At 72.6% G+C, this 22103-nt stretch carries 21 protein-coding genes and 1 pseudogene; 19 read left to right on the top strand and 3 right to left on the bottom strand.

Annotation, left to right across the window (positions count from 1 at the left end):
- The first annotated feature begins 144 nt into the window (after positions 1-144).
- Genes LG395_RS32300 through LG395_RS32265 form a run of 8 tightly spaced genes read left to right on the top strand, consistent with a single transcriptional unit; the run spans position 145 to position 7276 of the window.
- A complete protein-coding gene (locus LG395_RS32300) occupies positions 145-909 on the top strand; it encodes a hypothetical protein (RefSeq protein ID WP_225812211.1) in 765 nt (254 codons plus the stop codon).
- Positions 896-2338: a V-type ATPase 116kDa subunit family protein gene (locus tag LG395_RS32295; RefSeq protein ID WP_225812210.1), complete on the top strand. Its 1443-nt coding sequence runs from the start codon at positions 896-898 to the stop codon at positions 2336-2338. Before LG395_RS32300 ends, LG395_RS32295 begins: the two co-directional genes overlap by 14 nt.
- On the top strand, positions 2323-2736 hold the full coding sequence (locus tag LG395_RS32290; protein WP_225812209.1) for an ATP synthase subunit C: 414 nt from the start codon (positions 2323-2325) through the stop codon (positions 2734-2736). Before LG395_RS32295 ends, LG395_RS32290 begins: the two co-directional genes overlap by 16 nt.
- Positions 2733-2966 carry a V-type ATP synthase subunit F gene (locus tag LG395_RS32285; RefSeq protein WP_225812208.1) on the top strand — a complete coding sequence of 78 codons (234 nt, stop codon included), beginning with the start codon at positions 2733-2735 and terminating at the stop codon, positions 2964-2966. The genes LG395_RS32290 and LG395_RS32285 overlap by 4 nt, the downstream gene beginning before the upstream one ends.
- Positions 2963-3472, top strand: coding sequence for a hypothetical protein (locus LG395_RS32280; protein ID WP_225812207.1), 510 nt, complete (start codon positions 2963-2965; stop codon positions 3470-3472). The genes LG395_RS32285 and LG395_RS32280 overlap by 4 nt, the downstream gene beginning before the upstream one ends.
- Positions 3469-5268 carry a V-type ATP synthase subunit A gene (locus tag LG395_RS32275; RefSeq protein ID WP_225812206.1) on the top strand — a complete coding sequence of 600 codons (1800 nt, stop codon included), beginning with the start codon at positions 3469-3471 and terminating at the stop codon, positions 5266-5268. The genes LG395_RS32280 and LG395_RS32275 overlap by 4 nt, the downstream gene beginning before the upstream one ends.
- Entirely contained in the window at positions 5265-6659 is a 1395-nt protein-coding gene (locus LG395_RS32270; RefSeq protein WP_225812205.1) for a V-type ATP synthase subunit B, read from the top strand. Before LG395_RS32275 ends, LG395_RS32270 begins: the two co-directional genes overlap by 4 nt.
- The gene (locus LG395_RS32265; protein ID WP_225812204.1) at positions 6656-7276 is read left to right on the top strand and encodes a V-type ATP synthase subunit D; all 621 of its coding nucleotides are present in this window, start codon (positions 6656-6658) and stop codon (positions 7274-7276) included. Before LG395_RS32270 ends, LG395_RS32265 begins: the two co-directional genes overlap by 4 nt.
- A gap of 4 nt (positions 7277-7280) precedes the next feature.
- On the opposite strand, the gene LG395_RS32260 is transcribed toward LG395_RS32265, so the two are convergent.
- On the bottom strand, positions 7281-7700 hold the full coding sequence (locus LG395_RS32260) for an Hsp20/alpha crystallin family protein (RefSeq protein WP_225812203.1): 420 nt from the start codon (positions 7698-7700) through the stop codon (positions 7281-7283).
- A gap of 173 nt (positions 7701-7873) precedes the next feature.
- Between LG395_RS32260 and LG395_RS32255 the strand changes: the two genes are divergently transcribed.
- The 8 genes from LG395_RS32255 (at position 7874) to LG395_RS32220 (ending at position 16175) form a co-directional block, all read left to right on the top strand.
- Positions 7874-9268, top strand: a complete 1395-nt coding sequence (locus tag LG395_RS32255) for a nicotinate phosphoribosyltransferase (RefSeq protein WP_225812202.1) — start codon at positions 7874-7876, stop codon at positions 9266-9268.
- 135 nt (positions 9269-9403) lie between these two features.
- The gene (locus LG395_RS32250; protein WP_225812201.1) at positions 9404-9637 is read left to right on the top strand and encodes a DUF1918 domain-containing protein; all 234 of its coding nucleotides are present in this window, start codon (positions 9404-9406) and stop codon (positions 9635-9637) included.
- Positions 9621-10499: a universal stress protein gene (locus LG395_RS32245; protein ID WP_225812200.1), complete on the top strand. Its 879-nt coding sequence runs from the start codon at positions 9621-9623 to the stop codon at positions 10497-10499. Before LG395_RS32250 ends, LG395_RS32245 begins: the two co-directional genes overlap by 17 nt.
- 28 nt (positions 10500-10527) lie before the next feature.
- Entirely contained in the window at positions 10528-11517 is a 990-nt protein-coding gene (locus LG395_RS32240; RefSeq protein WP_225812199.1) for an Acg family FMN-binding oxidoreductase, read from the top strand.
- Positions 11518-11566: 49 nt separating this feature from the next.
- Entirely contained in the window at positions 11567-12025 is a 459-nt protein-coding gene (locus LG395_RS32235) for a CBS domain-containing protein (protein ID WP_225812198.1), read from the top strand.
- A complete protein-coding gene (locus LG395_RS32230) occupies positions 12015-14936 on the top strand; it encodes a cation-translocating P-type ATPase (RefSeq protein ID WP_225812197.1) in 2922 nt (973 codons plus the stop codon). Before LG395_RS32235 ends, LG395_RS32230 begins: the two co-directional genes overlap by 11 nt.
- Entirely contained in the window at positions 14863-15522 is a 660-nt protein-coding gene (locus LG395_RS32225) for a potassium channel family protein (RefSeq protein ID WP_225812196.1), read from the top strand. Before LG395_RS32230 ends, LG395_RS32225 begins: the two co-directional genes overlap by 74 nt.
- On the top strand, positions 15519-16175 hold the full coding sequence (locus tag LG395_RS32220; RefSeq protein ID WP_225812195.1) for a potassium channel family protein: 657 nt from the start codon (positions 15519-15521) through the stop codon (positions 16173-16175). Before LG395_RS32225 ends, LG395_RS32220 begins: the two co-directional genes overlap by 4 nt.
- Positions 16176-16202: 27 nt before the next feature.
- Here LG395_RS32220 and LG395_RS32215 read toward each other — a convergent pair.
- Both LG395_RS32215 and LG395_RS32210 read right to left on the bottom strand, forming a co-directional pair.
- Positions 16203-16632: pseudogene (locus tag LG395_RS32215) on the bottom strand (universal stress protein).
- Positions 16633-17017: 385 nt separating this feature from the next.
- The gene (locus tag LG395_RS32210; RefSeq protein ID WP_372463498.1) at positions 17018-17902 is read right to left on the bottom strand and encodes a universal stress protein; all 885 of its coding nucleotides are present in this window, start codon (positions 17900-17902) and stop codon (positions 17018-17020) included.
- 266 nt (positions 17903-18168) lie between these two features.
- On the opposite strand from LG395_RS32210, the gene acsA reads away from it, so the two are divergent.
- From acsA to LG395_RS32195, 3 genes are read left to right on the top strand one after another with little or no spacing between them, the layout of a single operon-like run.
- Positions 18169-20004 carry an acetate--CoA ligase gene (gene acsA / locus LG395_RS32205; protein ID WP_225812193.1) on the top strand — a complete coding sequence of 612 codons (1836 nt, stop codon included), beginning with the start codon at positions 18169-18171 and terminating at the stop codon, positions 20002-20004.
- On the top strand, positions 20001-21026 hold the full coding sequence (pdhA, locus tag LG395_RS32200) for a pyruvate dehydrogenase (acetyl-transferring) E1 component subunit alpha (protein ID WP_225812192.1): 1026 nt from the start codon (positions 20001-20003) through the stop codon (positions 21024-21026). Before acsA ends, pdhA begins: the two co-directional genes overlap by 4 nt.
- Complete coding sequence (locus LG395_RS32195) at positions 21023-22102, top strand: alpha-ketoacid dehydrogenase subunit beta (protein WP_225812191.1); 1080 nt, start codon at positions 21023-21025, stop codon at positions 22100-22102. Before pdhA ends, LG395_RS32195 begins: the two co-directional genes overlap by 4 nt.
- Position 22103 lies beyond the last annotated feature (1 nt).

Genomic DNA, 22103 nt, shown 5'->3' with positions numbered 1-22103 from the left:
GGAGCGGTGCGCGCGGAAGCCCTCGTCAGCAGGTATCCAGGCGACGACGGAGCACGGGATGTCGCACGTGGTCCGACGCTCGGCGATGCCCTGCAACGCCTGGCTACCACACCCTACGCGAGATACACGCGGGCGGCGGCGGACTTGCGCCAGGCCCAGCGGGCGGTGTCCGCCACCCTGCTGTGGCACCTGCGGGTGCTGGCCGGCTGGCTGCCCCGGGGCGGTGCCCGCCTGCTGGTTCCGCTCACCGCCGGGTTCGAGATCGCCAATGTGGTCTCCCGGCTGCCCACACCGGACGGGCGCCGCGCGGAGGCCCCGGAACCCTATCGGCTCGGCGCGCTGGAAACCGCGTGGCGAAGTCTGGAACGCGCCCGCACACCCGCCGAAACCCGGGCGGCGCTCACGGCCTCGCCCTGGGGCGACCCGGGCGGCGATACGCCGTGGGCCCTGGTCACCGGCATGCGAATGGCCGCCGCGCGCCGCACCGCCGCCGCCGTACAGCCCGCGCGCCGCTGGGCCCAGGGACGCGCCGCCCTGCTGGCAGCTCGGGAGCTGTTCGTACATCACCGCTCTCTTTTGGAGCCCGTGCTACGCGATGCGGCGCGGCTGCTCGGGACACGGCCGACGGCTGCTGCCACGTACCAGGAGTTCCGCGAGCGTCTGCCCTCGCCCGCGGGTTGGGCCCTGAAGGACATCGACGAGCCGGGTGAGCTGTGGCGGGCGGAGGCCCGCTGGTGGCGGACGGTGCGGGCGGACGGCGCGGCGCTGCTGCGTGAGGACCGGTACGGGCCCCGGGTGGTCGTCGGTGCGGTGGCGCTGCTGTCCGTGGACGCCTGGCGGGTCCGGGCGGCGCTGGAGTCGGCGGCGCGCGAGGGCCGGCCCGGGGAGGTGTTCGATGCCCTGGTCTGAGGCGGTGACGCCGGTGCGGATGCGCCGTGTGGCGGTGGTCGTACCGCAGGCGGCCCTGCGGGACGCTCTGGTGCGGATCGCCGAGGAGGGCTGCGTGGAACTGGACCGCGCCGAGGAAGCGGCTCCGGGGGCGGCGGCCTCGCGACTGCAGCGGTTGCGCGGGCAGGGCGGGGCAGTCGGCCCCGAAAGCGCCGCGACAGCAGTGCTGTCCTCCGCCGCGCCCGACCTCGACCTGCTCGAACGCCGTGGGAACGTCGCACTGCTGGCGGGTGAGGCCCAGTTGGAGGAGCGCGCGGGGGGCGCGATGCGGCAGGGAGAGGTGGCCGCGCTGGCCGGATGGTGCCCTGCCGCCGAGGTACCCCGCGTCGCCGGACGCCTGGCCGCTGCGGGAGGCGCGCTGCTGACTCTGCCGTCCCCGCGCGGAACCGATCCGCCGACGCTGCTGCGGCCGGGTCGGGCCGCCTCTTTCACCCCGCTGGTGACGACGTACGGGACACCCGCATACGCGGACTTGGATCCCTCGTGGCCGGCGGGCCTCACCTACGTCGCGATGTTCGGGATCATGTTCGGCGACGTGGGGCACGGGGCGCTGCTGGTGCTCGGCGCGGTCGCGTTGCGCCTCGGGTTGCCCCGCCGGTTGGCCGGGCTCGGCCGGTTGTGGCCGTTACTCGCGGGCGCGGGTGTCGCCTCCATGGTGGCGGGCGCCGCCTACGGTGAGTTCTTCGGTCCGACGGGGCTGCTGCCGGTGCTGTGGCTGAGCCCGCTGGAGAATCCCGCGCGTCTGCTGGCCGCCGCCGTCGTGCTCGGTGCCGGCCTGCTGGCCCTCGCACACGCCGCCGGGGCGGTGAACCGGGTGCGTGAGGGCGGCTGGGGCTCGGCGCTGTACGCGGCATCCGGCTGCGCCGGGCTGCTGTTCTACCTGGGCCTCGCTCTGGCCTCGGCGGGCCTGGTCCTGCACCGGCAGGCTCCGGCCGTCGCCGGAGCCGCTCTCGCCGTGACCGGGCTGGCGCTGGTGGCGTTCGGCCTGTTCCGGGCCACTGCGGGCGGTGGCGCGGGACTCGCCGAGACGGTGGTGCGGCTGTTCGACGTCGTCGTGCGGACCGGCACCAACACCCTGTCGTTCGCCCGGCTGGCCGCCTTCGGCCTGACCCATGCCGCACTCGCCGACCTGGTGTGGCGCGGTACCACCGGACTGGCCGGGCATGGCGCCGCCGGGGTCGTGGGCGCCGTCCTGCTGTTCGTCGTGGGCACGGCCGTCTCCTTCGGCCTGGAGGCCCTGGTGGCCGGTGTGCAGGCGCTGCGGCTGGAGTTCTACGAACTCTTCTCCCGGCTCTTCGAGACGGAGGGCCGCCCGTTCCGTCCCTGGCACGTTCCCCCGGCGGAGCCTGCCGATCCCGCTACGAAGGTGATCCCATGCTCACCTGGCTGATCGTCCTGCCGGTCCTGGCCGCGGTGCTCGGCGCCGTCCGGCTGTTGCGGCGACGGCGGACCAGACACGCCTTCCGCTGGCTCCTGGCCACGAACCTCGCCCTCCTGGGCGGCGCCCTCGTCGTCCTCGCCACGGCGTCGGCAGGACCGGCGCAGGCTTCGGCGCAGGCCGCAGCGGCCGGTGGAGTCAACGGATCCGCCCTGATCGGGGCGGCCATCGCGGTGGCCGGCGCGTCCATAGGAGCCGCGATCGCCGTCGCCTACACGGGTGCCGCGGCGCTGGCCGCGCTGAGCGAGCGACCGGAGATGTTCGGCCGGGCGATGGTGATCGTCGGTCTGGCGGAGGGCATCGCGGTGTACGGGCTGGTGGTCGCGATCCTGCTGATCGGAAAGGCATGACGATGGCTACCGTGGCCGCCATCGGCACACGGACCAGCGTGTCCGGTCTGGCGCTGGCGGGAGTCGACGTGCTCGTCGCGGAGGATCCGGACGCCGTCCGACGGGCCTGGCGGACGCTGCCCCGCACGGTCGGCCTCGTGATCCTCACGGCCGACGCCGCCGAAGCGCTGGGCGGCGCGGCGACGGCGCCGGACGCGTCCCGGCCGCTGACGGTGGTGATGCCCGGATGACCGCGCCGGCGGACGCGCTGAGCCCCGTCCGCGCCGAGTTGCTGCGCGCGGCGCGGGCCTCGGCCGACGCCGTTCGGGACCGCGCCCAGACCGATGCGGAGGAAACCCTGCGCTCAGCCCGCGCCACGGCCGAGGCGGTGCTCGAGCGGGCCCGAGAGCTGGGCAGAGCCGACGGTGCCGCCGAGGCGGCCCGGGAGCGGGTGCGGGCGGTCCAGGACGCCTGGGCAGCGGAACTGGCGGCCAGGGCCGAGGTCTACGCGGCTCTCAGGGCTGCGGTCCACGCAGGTGTGCGAAGGGAATTCACAGCGGATGCATCGATCGGGCCGCGCTGCGCGGAGACGGCACGAAGACTGCTGGGTCCGCGGGCGAGGGTCACGACAGCCTCGGAGGGCGGGGTGACGGCCGAGGTGCCCGGCCGCCGGGTCGACCTGTCGGCGGACGCCCTCGCCGATCGTGCCCTGGACCGGCTGGGTGTCCAAGCCGAAAGGTTGTGGGAGCCGGCATGACCACCTCCGGCAACCCTTCGTCGGACTCGTCGGGCAGGCGCACGCTGCCACAGATCCCACCCGGCACTCCGCCGGACGGTGCGGACCGGCCACGGATCCTCCGTGTCGCCGGCCCCCTCGTGGAGATCACCTGTCCGCCCACGGTGGCCATGCACGACCTGGTCATGCTGGGTGGCGCCCGCCTGCCGGGCGAGGTGGTCGCCATCCACGGCGACACGGCCACCGTCGAGGCGTACGAGTACACCGGCGGGCTGGCCCCCGGGCACCTTGCGGAGCCCCAGGGGCGCCCCCTGTCGGTGCGGCTGGCACCGGATCTGCTCGGCGGGGTGTTCGACGGGCTGCTGCGTCCTCTGGCCGGCGTCGGCGACCTTCTCACGGCAGGCGGACCGACGACGGGCCAACCGGACCGTCGCGCCTGGTCGTTCACGCCGCGAGTGGCCGAGGGAGCGCCGGTCGCGGCCGGTGACGTCCTCGGGGAGATCGGCGCGGGCGTGCCACTGCGACTCCTGGTGCCTGCGGACCTGTCGGGTGAGGTGACCTGGGTCGCGGGGGCCGGCGATCACCCCTCGAACGCCGTGCTCGCCGTGGTGGACGGCCAGGACGTGCGGTTGGAGCAGTCCTGGCCGGTGCGAAGCCCGCGACCGGTCGCGCGGCGGTTGCCGGCGGACGTGCCCCTGAACACCGGGCAGCGGGCCGTCGACCTGCTCTTCCCGGTGGCACGTGGCAGCACCGTCGCCGTGCCCGGCGGCTTCGGCACCGGCAAGACCATGCTGCTGCAGCAGATCGCCAAGTGGTGCGACGCCGACGTCATCGTCTACGTCGGCTGCGGCGAGCGTGGCAACGAGATGGCGGACGTCATCGAGGAGCTGGCGGAGCTGACCGATCCGCGGACCGGGGGCCGTCTGGCCGAACGGACCGTGACGATCGCCAACACCTCCAACATGCCGATGATGGCCCGCGAGGCGAGTGTGCACACGGGCGCGACGGTCGCCGAGTACTTCCGCGACATGGGCCTCGACGTCGTTCTGATCGCCGACTCGACCTCCCGATGGGCGGAGGCGCTGCGCGAGTTCGCCTCCCGGATGGGCGAACTCCCCGCCGAGGAAGGCTATCCGGCGGGGCTCGCCTCGCAACTGGCCGCATTCTACGAGCGGGCCGCCGCCGTGCGCACCCTCGGCGGCGCGACCGGCTCGGTCACGGTGATCGGCGCGGTGTCTCCCCCGGGCGGTGACCGCACCGAGCCCGTCACCGCGCACACCGAGCGCTTCGTGCGCTGCCTGTGGAGCCTGGACCGCGATCTCGCCTACGCGCGCCACTATCCGGCCGTGTCCTGGTCGGAGTCCTTCTCCCGGGACGCGAGCACACTGGCCGCCGCCCATGCCCAGGCCGGTGACGCCGAGTGGGCCGAGCGGCGTGGCCGTGTGGCGCGGCAGCTGGCGGAGTCGGACCGGCTGGCCGACCTGGTCGAACTGGTCGGCATCACGGCGCTGCCGCCCCGGGAACGGATCAGTGTGCTCGCCGGACGGCTGCTGCGTGAGGCGGCGATCCAGCAGAACGCGCTGTCCCCGGCGGACGCCTACAGCTCGCCCGCGAAGACGGCGGCCCTGGTGGAGGCCGTACTGACGGTCATCGATCGCTGCCTGGAACTGGTGGACTCCGGAATCCCCGCGGATGCCGTCGAAGCGGTCGACCTGACCCCGCTGCTGCGGGCACGTGAGACGGCGGGCCCCGACGAGACCGCTCCGGTGAGCGCGGCCCGCGACACCGTGCTGGCCCGGCTCAGGGAGGCGGCATGACCGGCGCCGTGGGCATCGAGTACACGAGGGTACGGGATCTGCGCGGCCCGCTCCTGTTCGTCGAGGGAGTGAGCGGGGTCGGCTGGGACGAGTTCGCCACGATCGTCCTCGACTCCGGTGAACGACGACACGGTCTGGTCCTGGAAGTGGACCGCGACATCGCGGTGGTTCAGGTCCTGGAGGACACGGCCGGCATGAGCCGCACCGGCACCCGTGTCGCCTTCTCGGGGACGCCGCTGCGGATACCGGTCGGTGCCGGGTGGCTGGGACGGGTGTGCAACGGCCGGGGCGAGCCGGCCGACGGCGGCCCACCCGTGCTGGGCGGATCGTACGCGGAGGTCGGCGGCGCGCCGATCAACCCGGTACGCCGGGAACCGCCGAACGAGGCGGTGCTCACCGGTGTGGCCGCCGTGGACGTGCTCACCACGCTGGTGCGGGGCCAGAAGCTGCCGCTGTTCTCGGCGGCCGGGCTGCCACACCTGGAACTGGCCGTGCAGATCGCCGCTCAGGCGACCTGCGGAGGCGACCCGTTCGCCGTCGTGTTCGCCGGCATGGGACTCACCCACGCAGACACGGCGTTCGTCCGCCACGGGCTGGCGGCCCGCTCGGCCGCGAGGGAACTGGTCCTGTTCCTCAACACCGCCGACGACCCGGTGATCGAACGGCTGCTCACCCCGCGACTCGCCCTGACCGTCGCCGAGCACCTGGCGTTCGGCGAGGGCCGTCACGTTCTGGTGGTCATGACGGACATGACGGCCTACGCGGAGGCGCTGCGCGAGGTGTCCGCCGCGCGTGGCGAGATTCCGGCCCGCCGGGCCTACCCCGGCTATCTCTACAGCGACCTGGCGTCTCTCTACGAACGCTGTGGCCGCATCAGGGGCCGGCCAGGGTCGGTGACCATCCTCCCCGTTCTCACCATGCCCGCGGGCGACATCACCCACCCCGTCCCGGACCTCACCGGCTACATCACCGAAGGCCAGATCGTGCTGTCCGGCGAAGTGCAGGCGGGAGGCACGTATCCGCCCGTGGATCCGCTGGCCTCGCTGTCGCGACTGATGCGCAAGGGAACCGGAGCGGGACGCACCCGCGCGGACCATCCCGCCGTCGCGGCGCAGTTGATCGCCGCGCTGGCCCGGTCGCGGCAGGTGCGAGAGCTCGCCGACCTGATCGGGCGGTCGGCGCTCAGCCCGACCGATCTGCGCCATCTGGACCTGGAGGACGCCTTCCGGCACCGGTTCCTCGCGCAGCGTGCCGACGAGGACCGGTCGCTGGACGATTCCCTGGGCCGGGCCTGGGAGGTGCTGCTCACCCTGCCGCGCAGCCAGCTCGGCATGCTTCCCGCCGACCTGCTCGACGCCCACGCGCTGCCGCAGGACCAGGAGGCACGATGAGTCCGCGGGCGCGCCGGGTTCCGGCCGGGCGGGCCGGGCGCCTGCGGCTGCGTCGCAGCCTCGCCATGGCGGTTCGCGGAGCGGACCTCCTGGAACGCAAGCTCCGGCTCCTGCTGGACCAGGAGCACAGGGCACGGCAAGCGGCTGAGGAGGCGGGCCGGGTGTGGCGACAGAGGCTGGCCGAAGCGGAAACCTGGCTGGTACGAGGCGTGCTGCTGGGCGGCGAACGCGCCCTTGCCCAGGCAGCACCGGCGCAGCGGGCGCGCGTCGACGTCCAGTGGGGAGCGCTGATGGGCGTGCGCCATCCCGCAGCGGTCAGCTGGACGGATCCCGTCCGCTCCGCGGGGGAACCGACACCGTCCAACACCGCCCTCGCGCACGCCGAGACGGCCTATCGTGCCGCGGCCCGTGCCGCGGCGGAACTCGCCGTCCACCGGGCGGCCGCCGAGCTTCTGGCCGCCGAGGCCGTACGGACGCGGCAGCGGGTCCGCGCCCTGCGCCGGCACTGGATCCCTCGGCTACAGGACGAACTGGCAGCAGCGGATCTGGCGCTGGAGGAGACGGAGCACGAAGAAGCGGTACGACGCCGCTGGGCCGGCGGCCACGGCGGCCCTTGAGTGTTCAGTTCCCGTGCCGGACCTCCACGTGTTTCGCCTCCGTCTTCTCCGCGCCCAGGCCCACGCTGACCGTCAGCATGCCGTCGGTGTAGTCGGCCTTGACGTCGTCCTCGTCGGCGCCCGGCGGCAGCGTGAGGCTGCGGCTCATCGCGCCGTACCGGATCTCGCTGTGGTTCTTCGTGACGTCCTTCTCGGTGCGTTCGGCCTCCACCGTGAGGATGCCGTCGCTGATGAAGACGTCGATGTCCTCGGGCGACACACCAGGCAGCTCCGCTCGCATCACATAGCGACCGTCCTCCGTGTAGTCCTCCACCGGAACCGTGTACAGGTCACCCACCGTGGGCATCGCGAACCGGGCCGGAAGGTTCTCGAACCAGTCCGACATCTCAGGGAACGCGAGTCTCTGCCTGCGTGCCAGCGTCATCGCCGTACCTCCTCGGCTGTCGTGCGGCCTGCCGACACCTCCAGTCCAGCGCGCACGGCCCCGCACCGCTGAGGCCGAACAGCCCATGCCGCGGGACCTGAGGTCCTTTTCGTGCCGAGCTGTCGTGGACAGACTGGTAACCAAGGGAGCCAAGACACTCGGCGGCGATCACCATGTCCGATGTCACCACCACGGACCTCTATGAGGTGACCATGGCCATGTCCTACCTCCGGGAGGGCATGCGGGCCCCGGCCACCTTCAGCCTCTTCGTCCGCGACCTTCCATCCGGCCGGGGCTTCCTGGTTGCCGCGGGCCTGGAGTCCGCTCTGGACTTCCTGGCCCGGTACCGCGTGGAGCGGGACGACATCGAGGAGTTCGCGGACGCCCTGCACCGTCCCGCCCGGGATCTCGAACCACTCCTGGGCCTCTCCTTCGAGGGCGAAGTGCGGGCCGTTCCGGAGGGCCGTGTGGTGTTCGCCGGTGAGCCGCTGCTGGAGGTGACCGCCCCGTTCCCGCAGGCCCAGCTCGTCGAGTCGTACCTGCTGAACCAGCTGTGCCACCAGACGGTGGTCGCGTCGAAGGCGGCGCGCTGTGTACTGGCCGCGGCCGGACGGCCGGTCGTGGACTTCTCCCTGCGCCGCACGCACGGCCCGTGGGCCGGTCTGCAGGCCGCCCGTCTGGGTGCCCTGGTGGGGTTCGCGGGTACGAGCAACGTGGCCGCGGCGACGACCCTCGACATCCCGGCCTCGGGCACCATGGCGCATTCCTATGTCGAGGCTTTTCCCGGCGAGGAGGAGGCGTTCCGGGCGTTCGCGCGCGCCCACCCCGGCCCCGTCACCTTCCTCGTCGACACCTACGACACCGAGCAGGGCGTACGCATCGCCGCCCGGGTCCTCGCGGGGCTCCGACGCGGACCTGGTTGCGCGATCCGCCTGGACAGCGGCGACCTCGACGCGCTCTCGCGCCGGTCACGCGCCATCCTGGACGCCGCCGGACTGGCTGACGTACGGATCGTGGCCAGCGGCGGGCTCGACGAGTACGGCGTGGACCGGCTGGTACGCGCCGGCGCCCCGATCGATGTGTACGCGGTGGGCACGAAGGTGGGTGTGGCCGCGGACGCCCCCTACCTGGACGCCGCGTACAAGCTCGTCGAGTACGACGGCCACCCCGTGATGAAACTGTCCTCGGCGAAGGCCACGGCCCCGGGCCGCAAGCAGGTCTTCCGCCGCGCCGGGCGGCCCGACGTGATCGCCCTGGCCGAGGAAGAGCCGCCGGAGTCCGCTCAGCCACTGTTGCGCACGGTCATGCGCGGTGGGCGGCGGACATGGTCGCCGGACCACTGGCAGGACGCGCGCAAGCGGTTCCGGGAGGACCTCGCCGCTCTGCCCGGCCCGGCCCTGCGGATCGAAGAACCCGAGCCGGTGCCGCCGGTGTGGTCCGAGGCTCTTGTCCGGCTCACCGCGTCGGTGCGCGCCGGCATCGAAGCCCGACTGCGCCCGGAGGGTCGCGTCGCGCCCCCGGGTACAGCGGTCTCCCGCTCCGGCCCGCTCCCGGCGCACACGCGCTGACCGGTCCCGCGCGAGCGGAGGGTCGACAGGGCCGCCGTGAGGACCAATGGCCCCTGGCAGGCCGACAGCGCCCGAGGCTCCCATGGAATCGCGGAGGCATCAGCTCCGCGCCGCCGCAGGGAGGAGGCGAGGACCATGTCCGCTCCCGCACCGCTGAGGACGAACGACCCGGCGATATCGATCACCGGCCCCGAGGCGACAGGCTCCTCGATGCGCGCACGCGTCGTCGTCGGCCCTCCCCACCCGGACGGCAGCCCTCCGTACGACGTGCGCCGGGCCGACAGCGGACGGGTGACCCTGTACTTCCCTGGTCCTGACGCCTACGTCCGCCATCTGGTGACCGGAGACGGCCATGTCCCGGCCCGTTGACCGCCGGCCGATCGTGGTGGGTCTCGATCCTGATCCCGGCCACCGGATGGCGACGGCCTGGGCGGCCGACGAGGCCGCCCGTCGCCGGTTGCCGTTGCGCCTCGTCCACGCAGAGGGCGTGCCCACCAGGGGCTATCGCGGGCGGGAAGTCCCACCGTCCTGGGAGGAGTGGAACGAGGCGCTGCACAAAGCCGGCCAACAGGTGCTGGAGGAGGCCGCGGCCTTCGTCGCGGCCCGGCACCCCCGGCTCGAGGTGGAGGTTCTCCTCGCGGAGGGCGAACCGGTGTGGGTGCTGCGCGAGCAGAGTCGCGGCGCCACCGCCGTGGTGCTGGGATCGCGGCACCTGAGCCGCAGGCAGGAGGTGTTCGGCTCCCACTCGGTGGCCCTGCCGGTCATGGCCCATACGCACTGTCCCGTGGTGGTCGTCCCCGAGCCGGAGCACATCACCCAGACGCCCTCGTATTTCGTCGTCGGCGTCGACGGCAGCGAACACTCAGGTGCCGCGGTCGACGTGGCGTTCGAGGAGGCGGCGCTGCACGGCGCCCAGCTGCGGGCCCTGCTCGTCTGGGAGCCCGGACCGCTGCGGATCTTCGACGAGCACGAGCCGCAGCAGGAGTGCCGCCGCCTGCTCTCCGAGGTCGTGGCGGGCCGCCACGCCCGCTTCCCCGAGGTCGACCTGCGTCATGAAGTGGTCCTCGGGCATCCCGTCAAAGTTCTCACCGATGCCTCGGCGCACGCGCTGGGTCTCGTGGTGGGAACCCGGGGCCGTGGGGGCTTCACCGGCATGTTGCTGGGCTCGGTCAGCCAAGGCGTGCTGCACCACGCCGGCTGCCCCGTCATCGCCGTCCCGGCACCAGCGTGAATCCAGGTCCGCCACGAAGGGAACCGCCGTGACCGCAGAACCTCCTGACGTGAACACCGTCACCGCCTTCGTGGCGGACGCCACCGCAGCGCCCTCCCTGCACAACGCGCAGCCCTGGACCTTCCGCTACCTGCGGGACATCGGCGTCCTGCGCCTGTACGCCGACCGGGCGCGCGCCCTGCCGCGAACCGACCCGGAGAATCGGGGCCTCCACATCGGTTGCGGTGCCGCGCTGCTCAATCTGCGCGTGGCCGCCGCTGCTGCGGGCCGGGCACCGCTCGTCCGCTTGCTGCCCGATCCGGCCTACCCGGAGTTCCTCGCCGAACTGCACTTGTGCGGCACCGGACCACCCGACGGGGCGCTCGCCCAGCTGCGCCCTGCGATCCGGCGCCGCCACTCCAGCCGGCTGCCCTTCCGCGACGAGGAGATTCCCGGCGCGGTGCGGGAGGGACTGTCCGAAGCGGCCCGCGACGAGGGGGCCCAGCTGTTGTTCCCCGGAGCCTGGCACGTGCAGTCGATCCTGGAGCTGGTGCGGGACGCGGAGGAGAGCGAGGCGCGCGCCCCGGACGTGCGTGAGGAAACGGCGCGCTGGACGCACGCGGAGCTGCCCCATGCCGCCGGGGTGGCCGACGGCATCCCGGGCGAGGCGTTCGGTCCCCGGCGGCGCGGCGCCTCGGCTGCTGTGCGTGACTTCGCCGCCGGCCGTGCGATGCCCGGACGTGCCTGGGCGCGTTTCGAGCAGAGCCCGACCATCGCCCTGCTGGGCACGGACCGCGACGAGCCCGTGGACTGGCTCGTGGCCGGTCAGGCACTGGAGCGGGTGCTGCTCCGGGCCACCGCGGACGGGCTCGTCGCCTCGGTCACCTCCCAGCCCCTGGAGTGGCCGGAGACCCGGTGGGTCGTCCGCGACCCCGTCTCGGCGATGGCGCACGTCCAGATGGTGATCCGGCTGGGCTACGGCCCCGAAGGCCCCGCGAGCCCGCGCCGGCCGGTGGCCGATGTGCTCGACGTCCTCTGAACGGCCCCACCGGACAGCATTGGACACATCGGACACGAGGAGAGGTGGCATGAAAGTCTCCGAGGTGATGACCGCTCCCCCGGTGTGCGTCGAACCCCAGGTCTCCCTGGCCGAGGTGACCCGGCGGATGGCCGAGTGCGCCGTCGGGTCCGTCCTCGTGGTGGGGGACGGAACGCTGCGCGGCATCGTCACCGACCGCGACCTCGCCGTACGCGGCATGGGCGGCGGCCTGGATCCGAAGGCCCGGGTGGACGCGGTCATGTCATCCCGTGTCGTCACGGTCGAAGCCACCGCCGACGTGGGGGTGGCCTACCGGACGTTCCGCCGCGCGGGGATCCGCCGGCTTCCGGTTCTCGATGCGGGCCGGGCGGTGGGCGTGCTGACGATCGACGACCTGTTCCTCGACGTGTTCCGGCGGCTGGCCGACCTGCTGGGACCGGTCGCCTGGAGCATCCTGAAGGAGCCGCCCGGCCCGCCTTCAAAGACCGGGGTCCCGCATGAGCCCTGAATCGGCTCGGCAGGGGACGGCCGTTCTCCGCCAGAGCGGACCGCCGACGGGCGTCACGACGACGGCGCCGCCCCCGGACCAGCGAGACGCCTCCGGTTCGTCGCTCCCCGCCCTGCCGGTGCCGGACGTCCTCGCCGCCCTGGGAAGCTCCCCCCGCGGTCTCGCACCGGCCGAGACAGCCGCACGGCGGGACCGCTACGGCCCCAACGAGCTGCCCGGCGTGGGCCGAGGCCAAGTGTGGCGTCGGCTGGTCGCACAGTTCACCGACCTCTTCGCGGTGGTCCTGCTCGTCTCCGCGGCGATCACGTTTCTCGCATACTGGCTGGGGAAGCCGCGGGATCCGGCCACCCTCCAACTGGCCCTGGCGATCCTCGGCGTGGTGCTGCTCAACGCCGGCATCGGTTTCGCGCAGGAATACTCCGCCGAACGCACGGCCGAGTCCCTGCAGGCGATGGTGCCGCACACCTGTCGCGTACTGCGCGACGGCCGGCGGCGCGAGCTGTCCGCGCGGGATCTGGTGCCGGGCGACGTGGTGATCCTGGAGGCCGGGGACGCGGTGCCTGCCGACTGCCGGTTGATCGAGGCGCACGAAGCCGCCGTCAACAATGCGGCGCTCACCGGCGAGAGCGATCCCGTCGCCCGGGTTGCCGAACCCGTACCGGCGGGGCCGCCGTTGCAGGCGCGCAACTGCGTGTTCATGGGCACCGACCTGGTCGCGGGCACGGGCAAGGCCGTCGTGTTCGCCACGGGAACGGCCACCGAGTTCGGGCGGATCTTCCGGCTCGCTGCTTCCGCGCCGAGACAGAAGACCCCGCTGCAACAACAGGTCGCCCTCATGGCCCGCAGGGTCGCGGGCGTGGCGCTCGCGACCGGCGCCGTTCTGTTCGCGGTGCGGGTGCCCAGCGGGCAGCCGTTCGTCGCTACGTTCGTCTTCTCGCTCGGTGTGATGGTCGCCCTGGTCCCGGAGGGGCTGCCGGCCACGCTCTCCGTCTCACTGGCGATCGGTGTGCGCCGCATGGCGCGTCGGCACGCGCTGGTCAAGCAGCTGCTGGCGGTGGAGGCGCTGGGTTCGACCAGCGTGATCTGCACCGACAAGACCGGTACCCTCACCCAGGCCGAGATGACCGTCGTACAGCTGTGGGCGGACGGGGTTTCGCACGCCGTGTCCGGAGTGGGGTACGCGCCAACCGGCGAGATCACCGACGCGGGGCCCGTACGGGAGCTGCTGCGGGCGGCGGCTCTGTGCAGCAACGCCCGGCTGGTGCCGCCGACCGGGCGGGACCCGTGGCGCGTGCTCGGAGACACCACCGAGGGGGCCCTGCTGGTGGCCGCCCGGAAAGCCGGCCTGGATCCAGCGCAGGAAGAAGCCGGTACGCCCCGGGTGGCGGAGCATCCCTTCGACTCCGCGCGCAAGCTCATGAGCACCGTGCACCGCGACGGCGAGGGCAGGTTCTTCGCGTACGTCAAAGGGGCACCGCTCGAACTGCTCGCCCGCTGCGATGCCATCGACCGGAGCGGCGCGAGGACACTGCTGTCCGATGCGGCCCGCGCCCAAGTGGCTGCGACCGCGGACGGCATGGCCGGACAGGGCCTGCGCGTACTGGCGGTCGCCCGGCGGCAGCTCGCCGATCCTCGACTGCCACTCGGAGAGGTCGAGACGCAGCTGACGCTGCTGGGGCTCGCCGGCATGTACGACCCGCCCCGGCCGGAGGTGCGCGAGGCGGTGGACGCCTGCCGGCGGGCCGGGATCCGCATCGTCATGGTCACCGGAGACCATCCCCTCACCGCGGAGGCGGTCGCCCGCCGCGTCGGCATCGTCCGCCGTCCGGCCCCGGCCGTGGCGACGGGCACGCAGTTGGACGCACTCGACGACAGCGGCCTGGACGCCCTGCTGGCGAGCTCCAGCGAACTGCTGCTGTGCCGGGTCAGCCCCGAGCACAAGATGCGGGTGGTCACCGCGTTCCAGCGACGCGGCGAGGTCGTCGCCGTCACGGGCGACGGAGCCAATGACGCCCCGGCCCTCAAGCACGCCGACATCGGCGTCGCCATGGGCGCCTCCGGCACGGACGTCGCCCGCGAGGCCGCGGTGATGGTGCTGCTCGACGACTCCTTCGCCTCCATCACCACGGCGGTGGGACTCGGCCGCTCGGTCTACCGCAACATCCGCAAGTTCCTGATCTACCTCTTCAGCCACAACATCGCCGAACTCGTGCCGATCCTCGCCGCGACCTTCGCCGGGTTCCCGCTGGTGCCGATCACGGCCGTACAGATCCTCGCGATCGACCTCGGCTCGGACGTGCTGCCCGCCCTGGCGCTCGGTGCGGAACCGATGGAGTCCGACGTCATGAACAGCCCGCCGAGGCCCCGCCGGGAGCGGCTCTTCTCGACGTCTGTCATGGGCCGCATCCTCTTCCTCGGCGGCATCCAGGCCCTCGGCGTGTGCGCCGTCTTCTTCTGGCACATCCACGCCTCCGGCATCCCCTACGCGGACTTCACCAAGGACGATCCCGTCTACCGTGAGGCGATCACCATGGTCCAGGCGGGCATCGTCGTCAGCCAGTTCTTCAACGCGCTGGCCGTGCGCACGGACCGGCAGAGCGTGTTCCGGGCCGGTCTGCTGACCAACCCCTGGCTGCTGGCCGCGGGCTGCTTCGGCATCGGGCTGATGGCCGCCATCAGCTACGCGCCACCGCTTCAGGCGGTCTTCCACACCGCGCCGCTGGCCCCCGCCGACTGGGCGGTCCTGGCGGCGTTCGGAGCGCTGCTGCTGGCCGCCGAGGAACTCAGGAAATGGGTGCTGCGGCACCGGAGGACATCCCCGAAGGGAGAGGATGGTGATGAGAGTGATCATCGCGGGCTGCGGCCGGGTCGGGGCCACCCTGGCCACGCAGCTCGTCGCCGAGGGTCATGACGTACGGCTCGTCGACCGGCAGCCCAAGGCGCAGAAGAAGTTGTCACCGGGCTTCCCTGGCGCTTTCCACGTGGGCAACGGCTTCAGCCGCTCCGTGCTGGAGACGGCCGGAATCGCTCACACGGACGCCTTCGTCGCGGTCACGTCCGGGGACAACAGCAACATCGTCAGCGCGCGGACCGCCAAGGAGACGTACCGGGTCCCGATCGTCCTCGCCCGCATCCACGATCCGCGCCGCGCCGAGATCTACCGGGAACTGGGCATCCCGACGATCTCCAGCGTCCGCTGGGCCGTCAGCCGTATCCACCAGATGCTGCTGCACCGCCATCTCACCCCCGAACTCACCTTCGGCAACGGCGAGACGCTTCTCGTCCGTTCCCAGCTGCCGTCCTACCTCACCGGGCGGCAGACCACCGAGTTCGATGTCGACGGCGAGATCCGCGTCGTGGAGATCACCCGTGCCGGTCGCTCACTGCTCCCCGCCCACGGCGTCCTGGCCGAGCCCGGTGACCTGGTCACCTTCAGCGTTGCCGCCACGGCCCTGGGCCGGCTGAGCGGCTTTCTCGACAAGGAGCTGGGAACGTGAAGGTTCTGATCGCGGGCGCGGGCCGACTCGGCACCCAGATCGCCCAGGTGTTGTCCGTCGCTCGCAGCGAGGTCACCCTCGTCGAGTACGACGACGACCGTGTGGCCGAACTCGGCGACCTGCCCCACGTGCGCGTCGTAGCCGGGGACGCCTGCGAGCCGGCGCTCCTCGAACACGCGGGAGCTCTCGCCTGCGACCTGGTCATCGCCGCCACCGGCCGCGACGAGGACAACCTCGTCATCAGCCTGCTCGCGAAGCGGCAGTTCGGAGTGGGGCGGGTGGCCGCGCGCGTCAACGAGGAGGAGAACGCCTGGCTCTTCGACCAACGGTGGGGCGTGGACGTGGCCGTGCCGGCGGCCACCCCGCTGATCTCCCTCATCGAGGAGGCCACCGGTGCCACGGACACGGTGGCGCTGCTGCGGCTGAGCAAGGCGGGCGTCGCGGTCATCGAGACCGCGATCACCGGGGAATCCCGGGCAGCGGGACACAAGCTCGGCGAGATCGAACTGCCTGCCGGCACCGTGGTCGCCACGGTCGTACGCGACGGCCGGCCCACGGTCCCGGGCCCCGAGGTGCAGCTGCTTCCCGGTGATGAGCTCTTGCTCGTGTCGCACGAGGCAACCGAGCGGGAGATCCACGCGGCATTCCAGTGAGCCGGGCCCGCGGTCCGGGGCGTGGGGTCACTGCTCCGGGGGCCGTACGATCACGACCGGGCAGCGCGCATGCTGCGACACATGCCGGCTGACGGAGCCGAGCAGGGCACCCGCGAACCCACCCCTGCCCCTGCTGCCCACCACAGCACCTCGGCTCCCTCGGCGGCCCGCGACAGGACGTCGGCGGCATCACCGCGCACCACCTGGGTCCGCACCGAGCCGGCGGCCCCCGCGCCGAGCACCTCGGTCAGCTCCTACCGGGTCTCGTCCTCGTCGACGCTCTGTCGACGGCGGGTCCCGACCAGCCGTACAGCCCCGGCAGTTCCCACTCCGCGACGGCCTCCACGGCGCCGCCGACCCGGCCGGCGTAGCGCACGGCCCAGCGCAAGGCCTCGTACGAGGACCGCGACCCGTCGACGCCGACCACCGCTCGTGGCTCCGAGGCATCCGTGCCCATGCGTCCCACCTCTCCTCCGGTGCCTGTGCCCACCGGGCCGATCCGCCCCTGCACTCCACGCTGCGGGACCCATCGCCGTACCGCCACAGATGGGCGTCCAAGCGGCATGACGGACGATGCACGTCCCGCGCCCCGATGTGTGCCACGGCAGCCAGGCGCCTCGTTGCCCGCGGCTCCACCTTCCCGCGGCGCGCCACGCGTCCGACCGGCGGCTGCGTCCGCCTGAGTGCTCGCGGCGCAGACGGAGATCGGAGGCCGCTGCCCGACGGCACGGGCGGCGCGTCGAGACCGTCGAGGTGCGGAGTCTGTTCGGCTGGGAGCGTCGGGCGGGCGGACGGCGTCAGGCCCTGAGGAGGGAACCTCAGGCGTGCCGCGGAGCGCGCACTCACCGCCGTTCGGGCACGACCGCGACAGGGCACTGGGCCTGGTGGAGGAGGGTATGGCTCACGCAGCCGAGCTGAAGCCCGAGGTGCCTGGTTCTGCGCCGTGCGCCGACGATCACGAGATCCGCGGCGGCGGACCGGTCCACGAGGATCTTGCCGGCCGGTCCCTCAAGGGTCGCCGGGCGCGTCCGGACATGCGGATGTTCGGCGCTCACCGCCTTGAGAAGAGCATCGATCACAGCGGAGGCGCGCTCCTCGTACGTGTCCGCCGGTCCGCCGGGCTGCAACCGGTCGCCGTTCCTGTCGTAGGCAGGCCTGCGCCAGGCCCGCACGACGTCGAGGACACACCCGCGCACCTCGGCCTCACGGAAGGCGAAGCGGACGGCTTCCGCGCTGGTGCCGGTTTCGCCCAGACCGAGCAGGATCCGCTCGTGCGCGCCTTCCAGGCCCACGCGGTCGCCCCGGACCACGACCACCGGGCAGTGCGCCCGGGCGGACACGGCCAAGCCGACCGACCCGAGCAGCGCCCCCTTGAGTTCACCACGGCCGCGTGAACCCGTCACCAGCGCGAAGGCCTCGTCGCCCGCATGCACGAGAGCGGCCGCCGCGTCGTCCGGAACGATGTCGGTGGTGACCTTCACGTCTGGGTTGCGCCGTTCGGCGCGATCGGCCGCCGAGGCCACGATGTGCTCGGCCAGCACCTGCTCGGAGGGCCGCCTCGGGTCCACCGAGGGAAGGCCCGCCTCATAGCGCGCCCACAAGGAGGCGTACACCAGCCTGAGCGGAACCCCGTGACGGGCTGCCTCGTCCACGGACCAGTCGACCGCCAGCAGGCACGAAGTCGATCCGTCGACGCCCACCACCAGAGGAAACGTCATTGTCCCCACCGCCTTTCCCGGAGCTGCCGAAAGCGTGCGGCACTGGGGTGTGAACCTCACCGTCGCACTCCGTGCCGGTACGCGCGAGGGCGCTTCGGCCCGTGCCGCAGGACCATCGGCCCCCTACTGCTCATGGATCGGTCCGTGTGCCTGCCGAACGGAAGCGGCGACCAGCACCCGAGCCGTCCGGCCGTGAACGGGGGCCGTTCGACCCAGTGCGGACGGAACGGACCGGACCGATGGTCGAAGAAGGCCCGAGGGAAGGAGGGGCCGCCATGCCCTGGGAGACCATCCGGAAGGACACCCCACCGCGCGTCGTCCCCAATCTGCGCGACTACGACAAGGAGTGCGCGGACTTCTCGTGGCAGGCGGCGCGGAGCAGGCTGCGGGGGCTGCCCGGCGGACGGGGACTGAACATCGCGCACGAGGCCGTGGACCGGCACGTGACATCGGGCCGTGCGACTGCGGTAGCGCTGCGCTGTGTCGGGCGGGACGATTCGGTCACCTCCGTGACCTACGGGGATCTGGCCCGGTCGACGGCGCGGTTCGCCAACGTACTGCGCGGCCTCGGGATCGGTCACGGCGACCGGGTGGTGACGCTGCTGGGGCGCTGCCCGGAGCTGTACACCGTGGTCCTCGGCACGCTGAAGAACACCAGTGTCCTGTGCCCGCTGTTCTCCGCCTTCGGGCCGGACCCGGTCTTCCAGCGGATGACCCTGGGCGACGCACAGGTGCTGGTCACCACGGCGGACCTGTACCGCAGGAAGGTAGCCGGACGACGCCGGGCTCTCGCCGCCCTGCGGCATGTGCTGATCGTCGGCGACGGTGCCGACGACCTGCCCGACACGCTGTCCTTCGCCGCCGTGATGGCCGACGCGGCCGACACCTTCACGATCCCGCCGACCTCCCCGCACGACATGGCCCTGCTGCACTTCACGAGCGGCACGACGGGCATTCCCAAGGGCGCGGTGCACGTGCACGAGGCGGCCGTCGCCCACTACATGACCGCGCTGTACGCCCTCGACCTCCACGAGGACGACGTCTTCTGGTGCACCGCCGACCCGGGCTGGGTCACCGGCATGTCCTACGGGATCGTCGCCCCGCTCATGCACGGCGTGACGGTCGTGGTGGACGAGGGCGAGTACGACGCCCGCCGCTGGTACCGGATCCTCGCCGAGCAGCGGGTGAACGTCTGGTACACGGCGCCGACGGCCCTGCGCATGCTGATGCGCACGACGCCGAGGACCGGGCCGTACGACCTGCCCCGCTCCTTCGATCTGAGCCCGCTGCGGTTCGTCGCGTCGGTCGGCGAGCCGCTCAACCCGGAGGCCGTGGTGTGGGGGCGGGACGTGCTCGGACTGCCGGTGCACGACAACTGGTGGCAGACCGAGACCGGCGCCATCATGATCGCCAACTTCGCCGCCTGCGACATCCGTCCCGGCTCGATGGGACGCCCGCTGCCCGGTGTGGAGGCGGCGGTACTGCGGCGCGGCGAGGATGGCCGGGCCGAGGTCGCGGACGGGCACGTCACCGTACTCGAAGAGCCCGGAGTGGAGGGGGAACTGGCGCTCCGTCCCGGCTGGCCGTCCATGTTCCGCGGTTACTTGCACGACGAGCCGCGTACCGCCGCGGCCTTCGCGGACGGCTGGTACCTCACCGGCGACCTCGTACGACGCGACGCCGACGGCTGGTACTGGTTCGTCGGGCGCGCGGACGACGTCATCAAGTCGGCGGGCCACCTCATCGGGCCTTTCGAAGTCGAAAGCATCTTGATGGAGCACCCGGCGGTCGCCGAGTCCGGCGTCATCGGCCGCCCCGATCCCGTGGCCGGGAACATCGTCAAGGCGTTCGTCACACTGCGGCCGGGCTTCGATGCGACCACCCCGATGCGTCAGGAACTGCTGGCCTTCGCCCGACGCCGGCTGGGCCCGGCCGTGGCGCCCCGCGAGATCGCCTTCGCCCAGCACCTGCCGCACACCCGCAGCGGCAAGGTCATGCGCCGCCTGCTGCGGGCCCATGAACTCGGCCTCCCCGAGGGCGACGTCTCCACCCTAGAGGACCCCACCCTGGAGGTGTCCTCCTCCACGCCGAGGACGGAGCAGCCCGCATGAGTGCTACCCACACCCCCCGCTCACCGCGCACCGCCTCCCGTCCGAACCGTCAAGCTGCCGGGCACCGGCTGGCCCTGCTGGAGTCGATGCTGCGCGTCCGCCGGTTCGAGGAACGCTGCGTCGAGCTGTACAGCGCCGCGCGCATTCGCGGTTTCATGCACCTCTACATCGGCGAGGAAGCCGTGGCCGTCGGCGTCAACGAAGCGCTCACGGACGACGACGCGGTCGTGTCGACGTACCGCGAACACGGGCACGCACTCGCCCGCGGAGTGCCGGCCGAGGCGATCATGGCGGAGATGTTCGGCAAGGTCACCGGCTGCAGCCGCGGCCGTGGCGGCTCGATGCACCTCTTCGACGCGGGCCGCCGTTTCTACGGCGGCAACGCGATCGTCGGCGGCGGGCTCCCGCTCGCGGCCGGCCTCGCACTCGCCGACCGCATGACCGGCCGCGACCGTGTCACCTGCTGCTTCTTCGGCGACGGCGCCTTTGCCGAGGGCGAGTTCCACGAGACCGCCAACCTCGCCGCGCTGTGGGGGCTGCCCCTGCTGCTGGTGTGCGAGAACAATCTGTACGCGATGGGCACCGCCCTGGCCCGGCACCAGGCCCAGACCGACCTCGCGCTGCGTGCCGCCGGATACGGCATGGTGTCCTGGGCCGTCGACGGCATGGACGTCTTCGCGGTGGAGGACGCCGCCCGGAAGGCTGCCGAAGGGATACGCGCCGGCACCGGCCCGCACTTCCTGGAGATGCGCACGTACCGCTTCCGCGCCCACTCCATGTATGACCCCGACCGCTACCGCGACAAGGGCGAGATCGAGCACTGGAAGGAACGCGATCCGGTCGAAGGGCTCGCCCGGCGGCTGCGGGAGGCGAAGGAACTGACCGACAAAGGCCGCACCGCCCTGGAGGACCGGCTGGCCGCCGAGATCGACCGCGCCGTCGAGGCCGCCGATCAGGCTCCCGAGGAACCGGTCGGGGATCTGCTGAAGTACGTCACCAGCGCGGAGGCGAGCCGGCCATGACCGCGACCCGCACGCGCACCGCCGGACCCACCGCGCCCGGTGACCGGAAGACGACCTATCGGGAGGCGATGCGCGAGGCCCTGCGCGAAGCGCTGCGCACGGACGAGCGCGTGTTCCTGATGGGTGAGGACGTGGGCCGGTACGGCGGCTGCTTCGGCGTCAGTCTCGGCCTGCTGGAGGAGTTCGGTCCCGACCGGATCCGCGACGCCCCGCTGTCCGAGTCCGCGTTCGTCGGCGCCGGCATAGGGGCGGCCCTCGCGGGCATGCGGCCGATCGTCGAGATCATGACGGTCAACTTCAGCCTGCTGGCCCTCGACCAGATCCTCAACAACGCGGCGACCCTGCTGCACATGTCGGGCGGCCAGCTGCCCGTGCCGATCGTGATCCGGATGACCACGGGCGCGGGACGCCAGCTCGCGGCCCAGCACTCGCACAGTCTGGAGGGCTGGTACGCGCACATCCCCGGCCTGCGGGTGCTCGCCCCGGCCACCCTCACCGACGCCCGGTACATGCTGGCCCCTGCGCTCGCCGACCCGGACCCGGTGCTGGTCTTCGAGCACGGCACCCTCTACAACGCCTCGGGCGAGCTGCCCGCCGACGCGGGGCCGGTCGGCATCGACCGGGCGGCCGTCCGCCGAGCCGGCGCGGACGTCTCCCTGATCACGTACGGCGGCTCACTGCCGAAGGCCCTGGCCGCCGCCGACGACCTCGCGAGCGGCGGCATCAGCGCGGAGGTCGTCGACCTGCGTACCCTGCGCCCGCTGGACGACGCCACCATCGGCGAGTCGGTGACGCGCACCCACCGTGCCGTCGTCGTCGACGAGGGCTGGCGCACCGGCAGCCTCGCCGCGGAGATCGCGGCGCGTCTCACGGAACAGCACTTCTACGACCTCGACGCCCCCGTCGAGCGGGTGTGCAGCGCCGAGGTGCCCGTGCCGTACGCGCGCGGACTGGAGGAGGCCGCCCTGCCGCAGGTCGGCGGAATCGTGGCCGCCGCCCGTCGCGCCGTTGGCGAACCGGCGCCGACGGAGACCGGCACACCGGAACGACCGCCGGTCACCGGTAGGGAAGGCTGAG

Origin of the sequence: Streptomyces spinosus (assembly GCF_020400655.1) — a bacterium.
Taxonomy (GTDB): Bacteria; Actinomycetota; Actinomycetes; order Streptomycetales; family Streptomycetaceae; genus Streptomyces; species Streptomyces argyrophylli.
The sequence above is the reverse complement of the archived record's forward strand: the minus strand, read 5'-3'. Positions and strand labels throughout refer to the sequence as shown.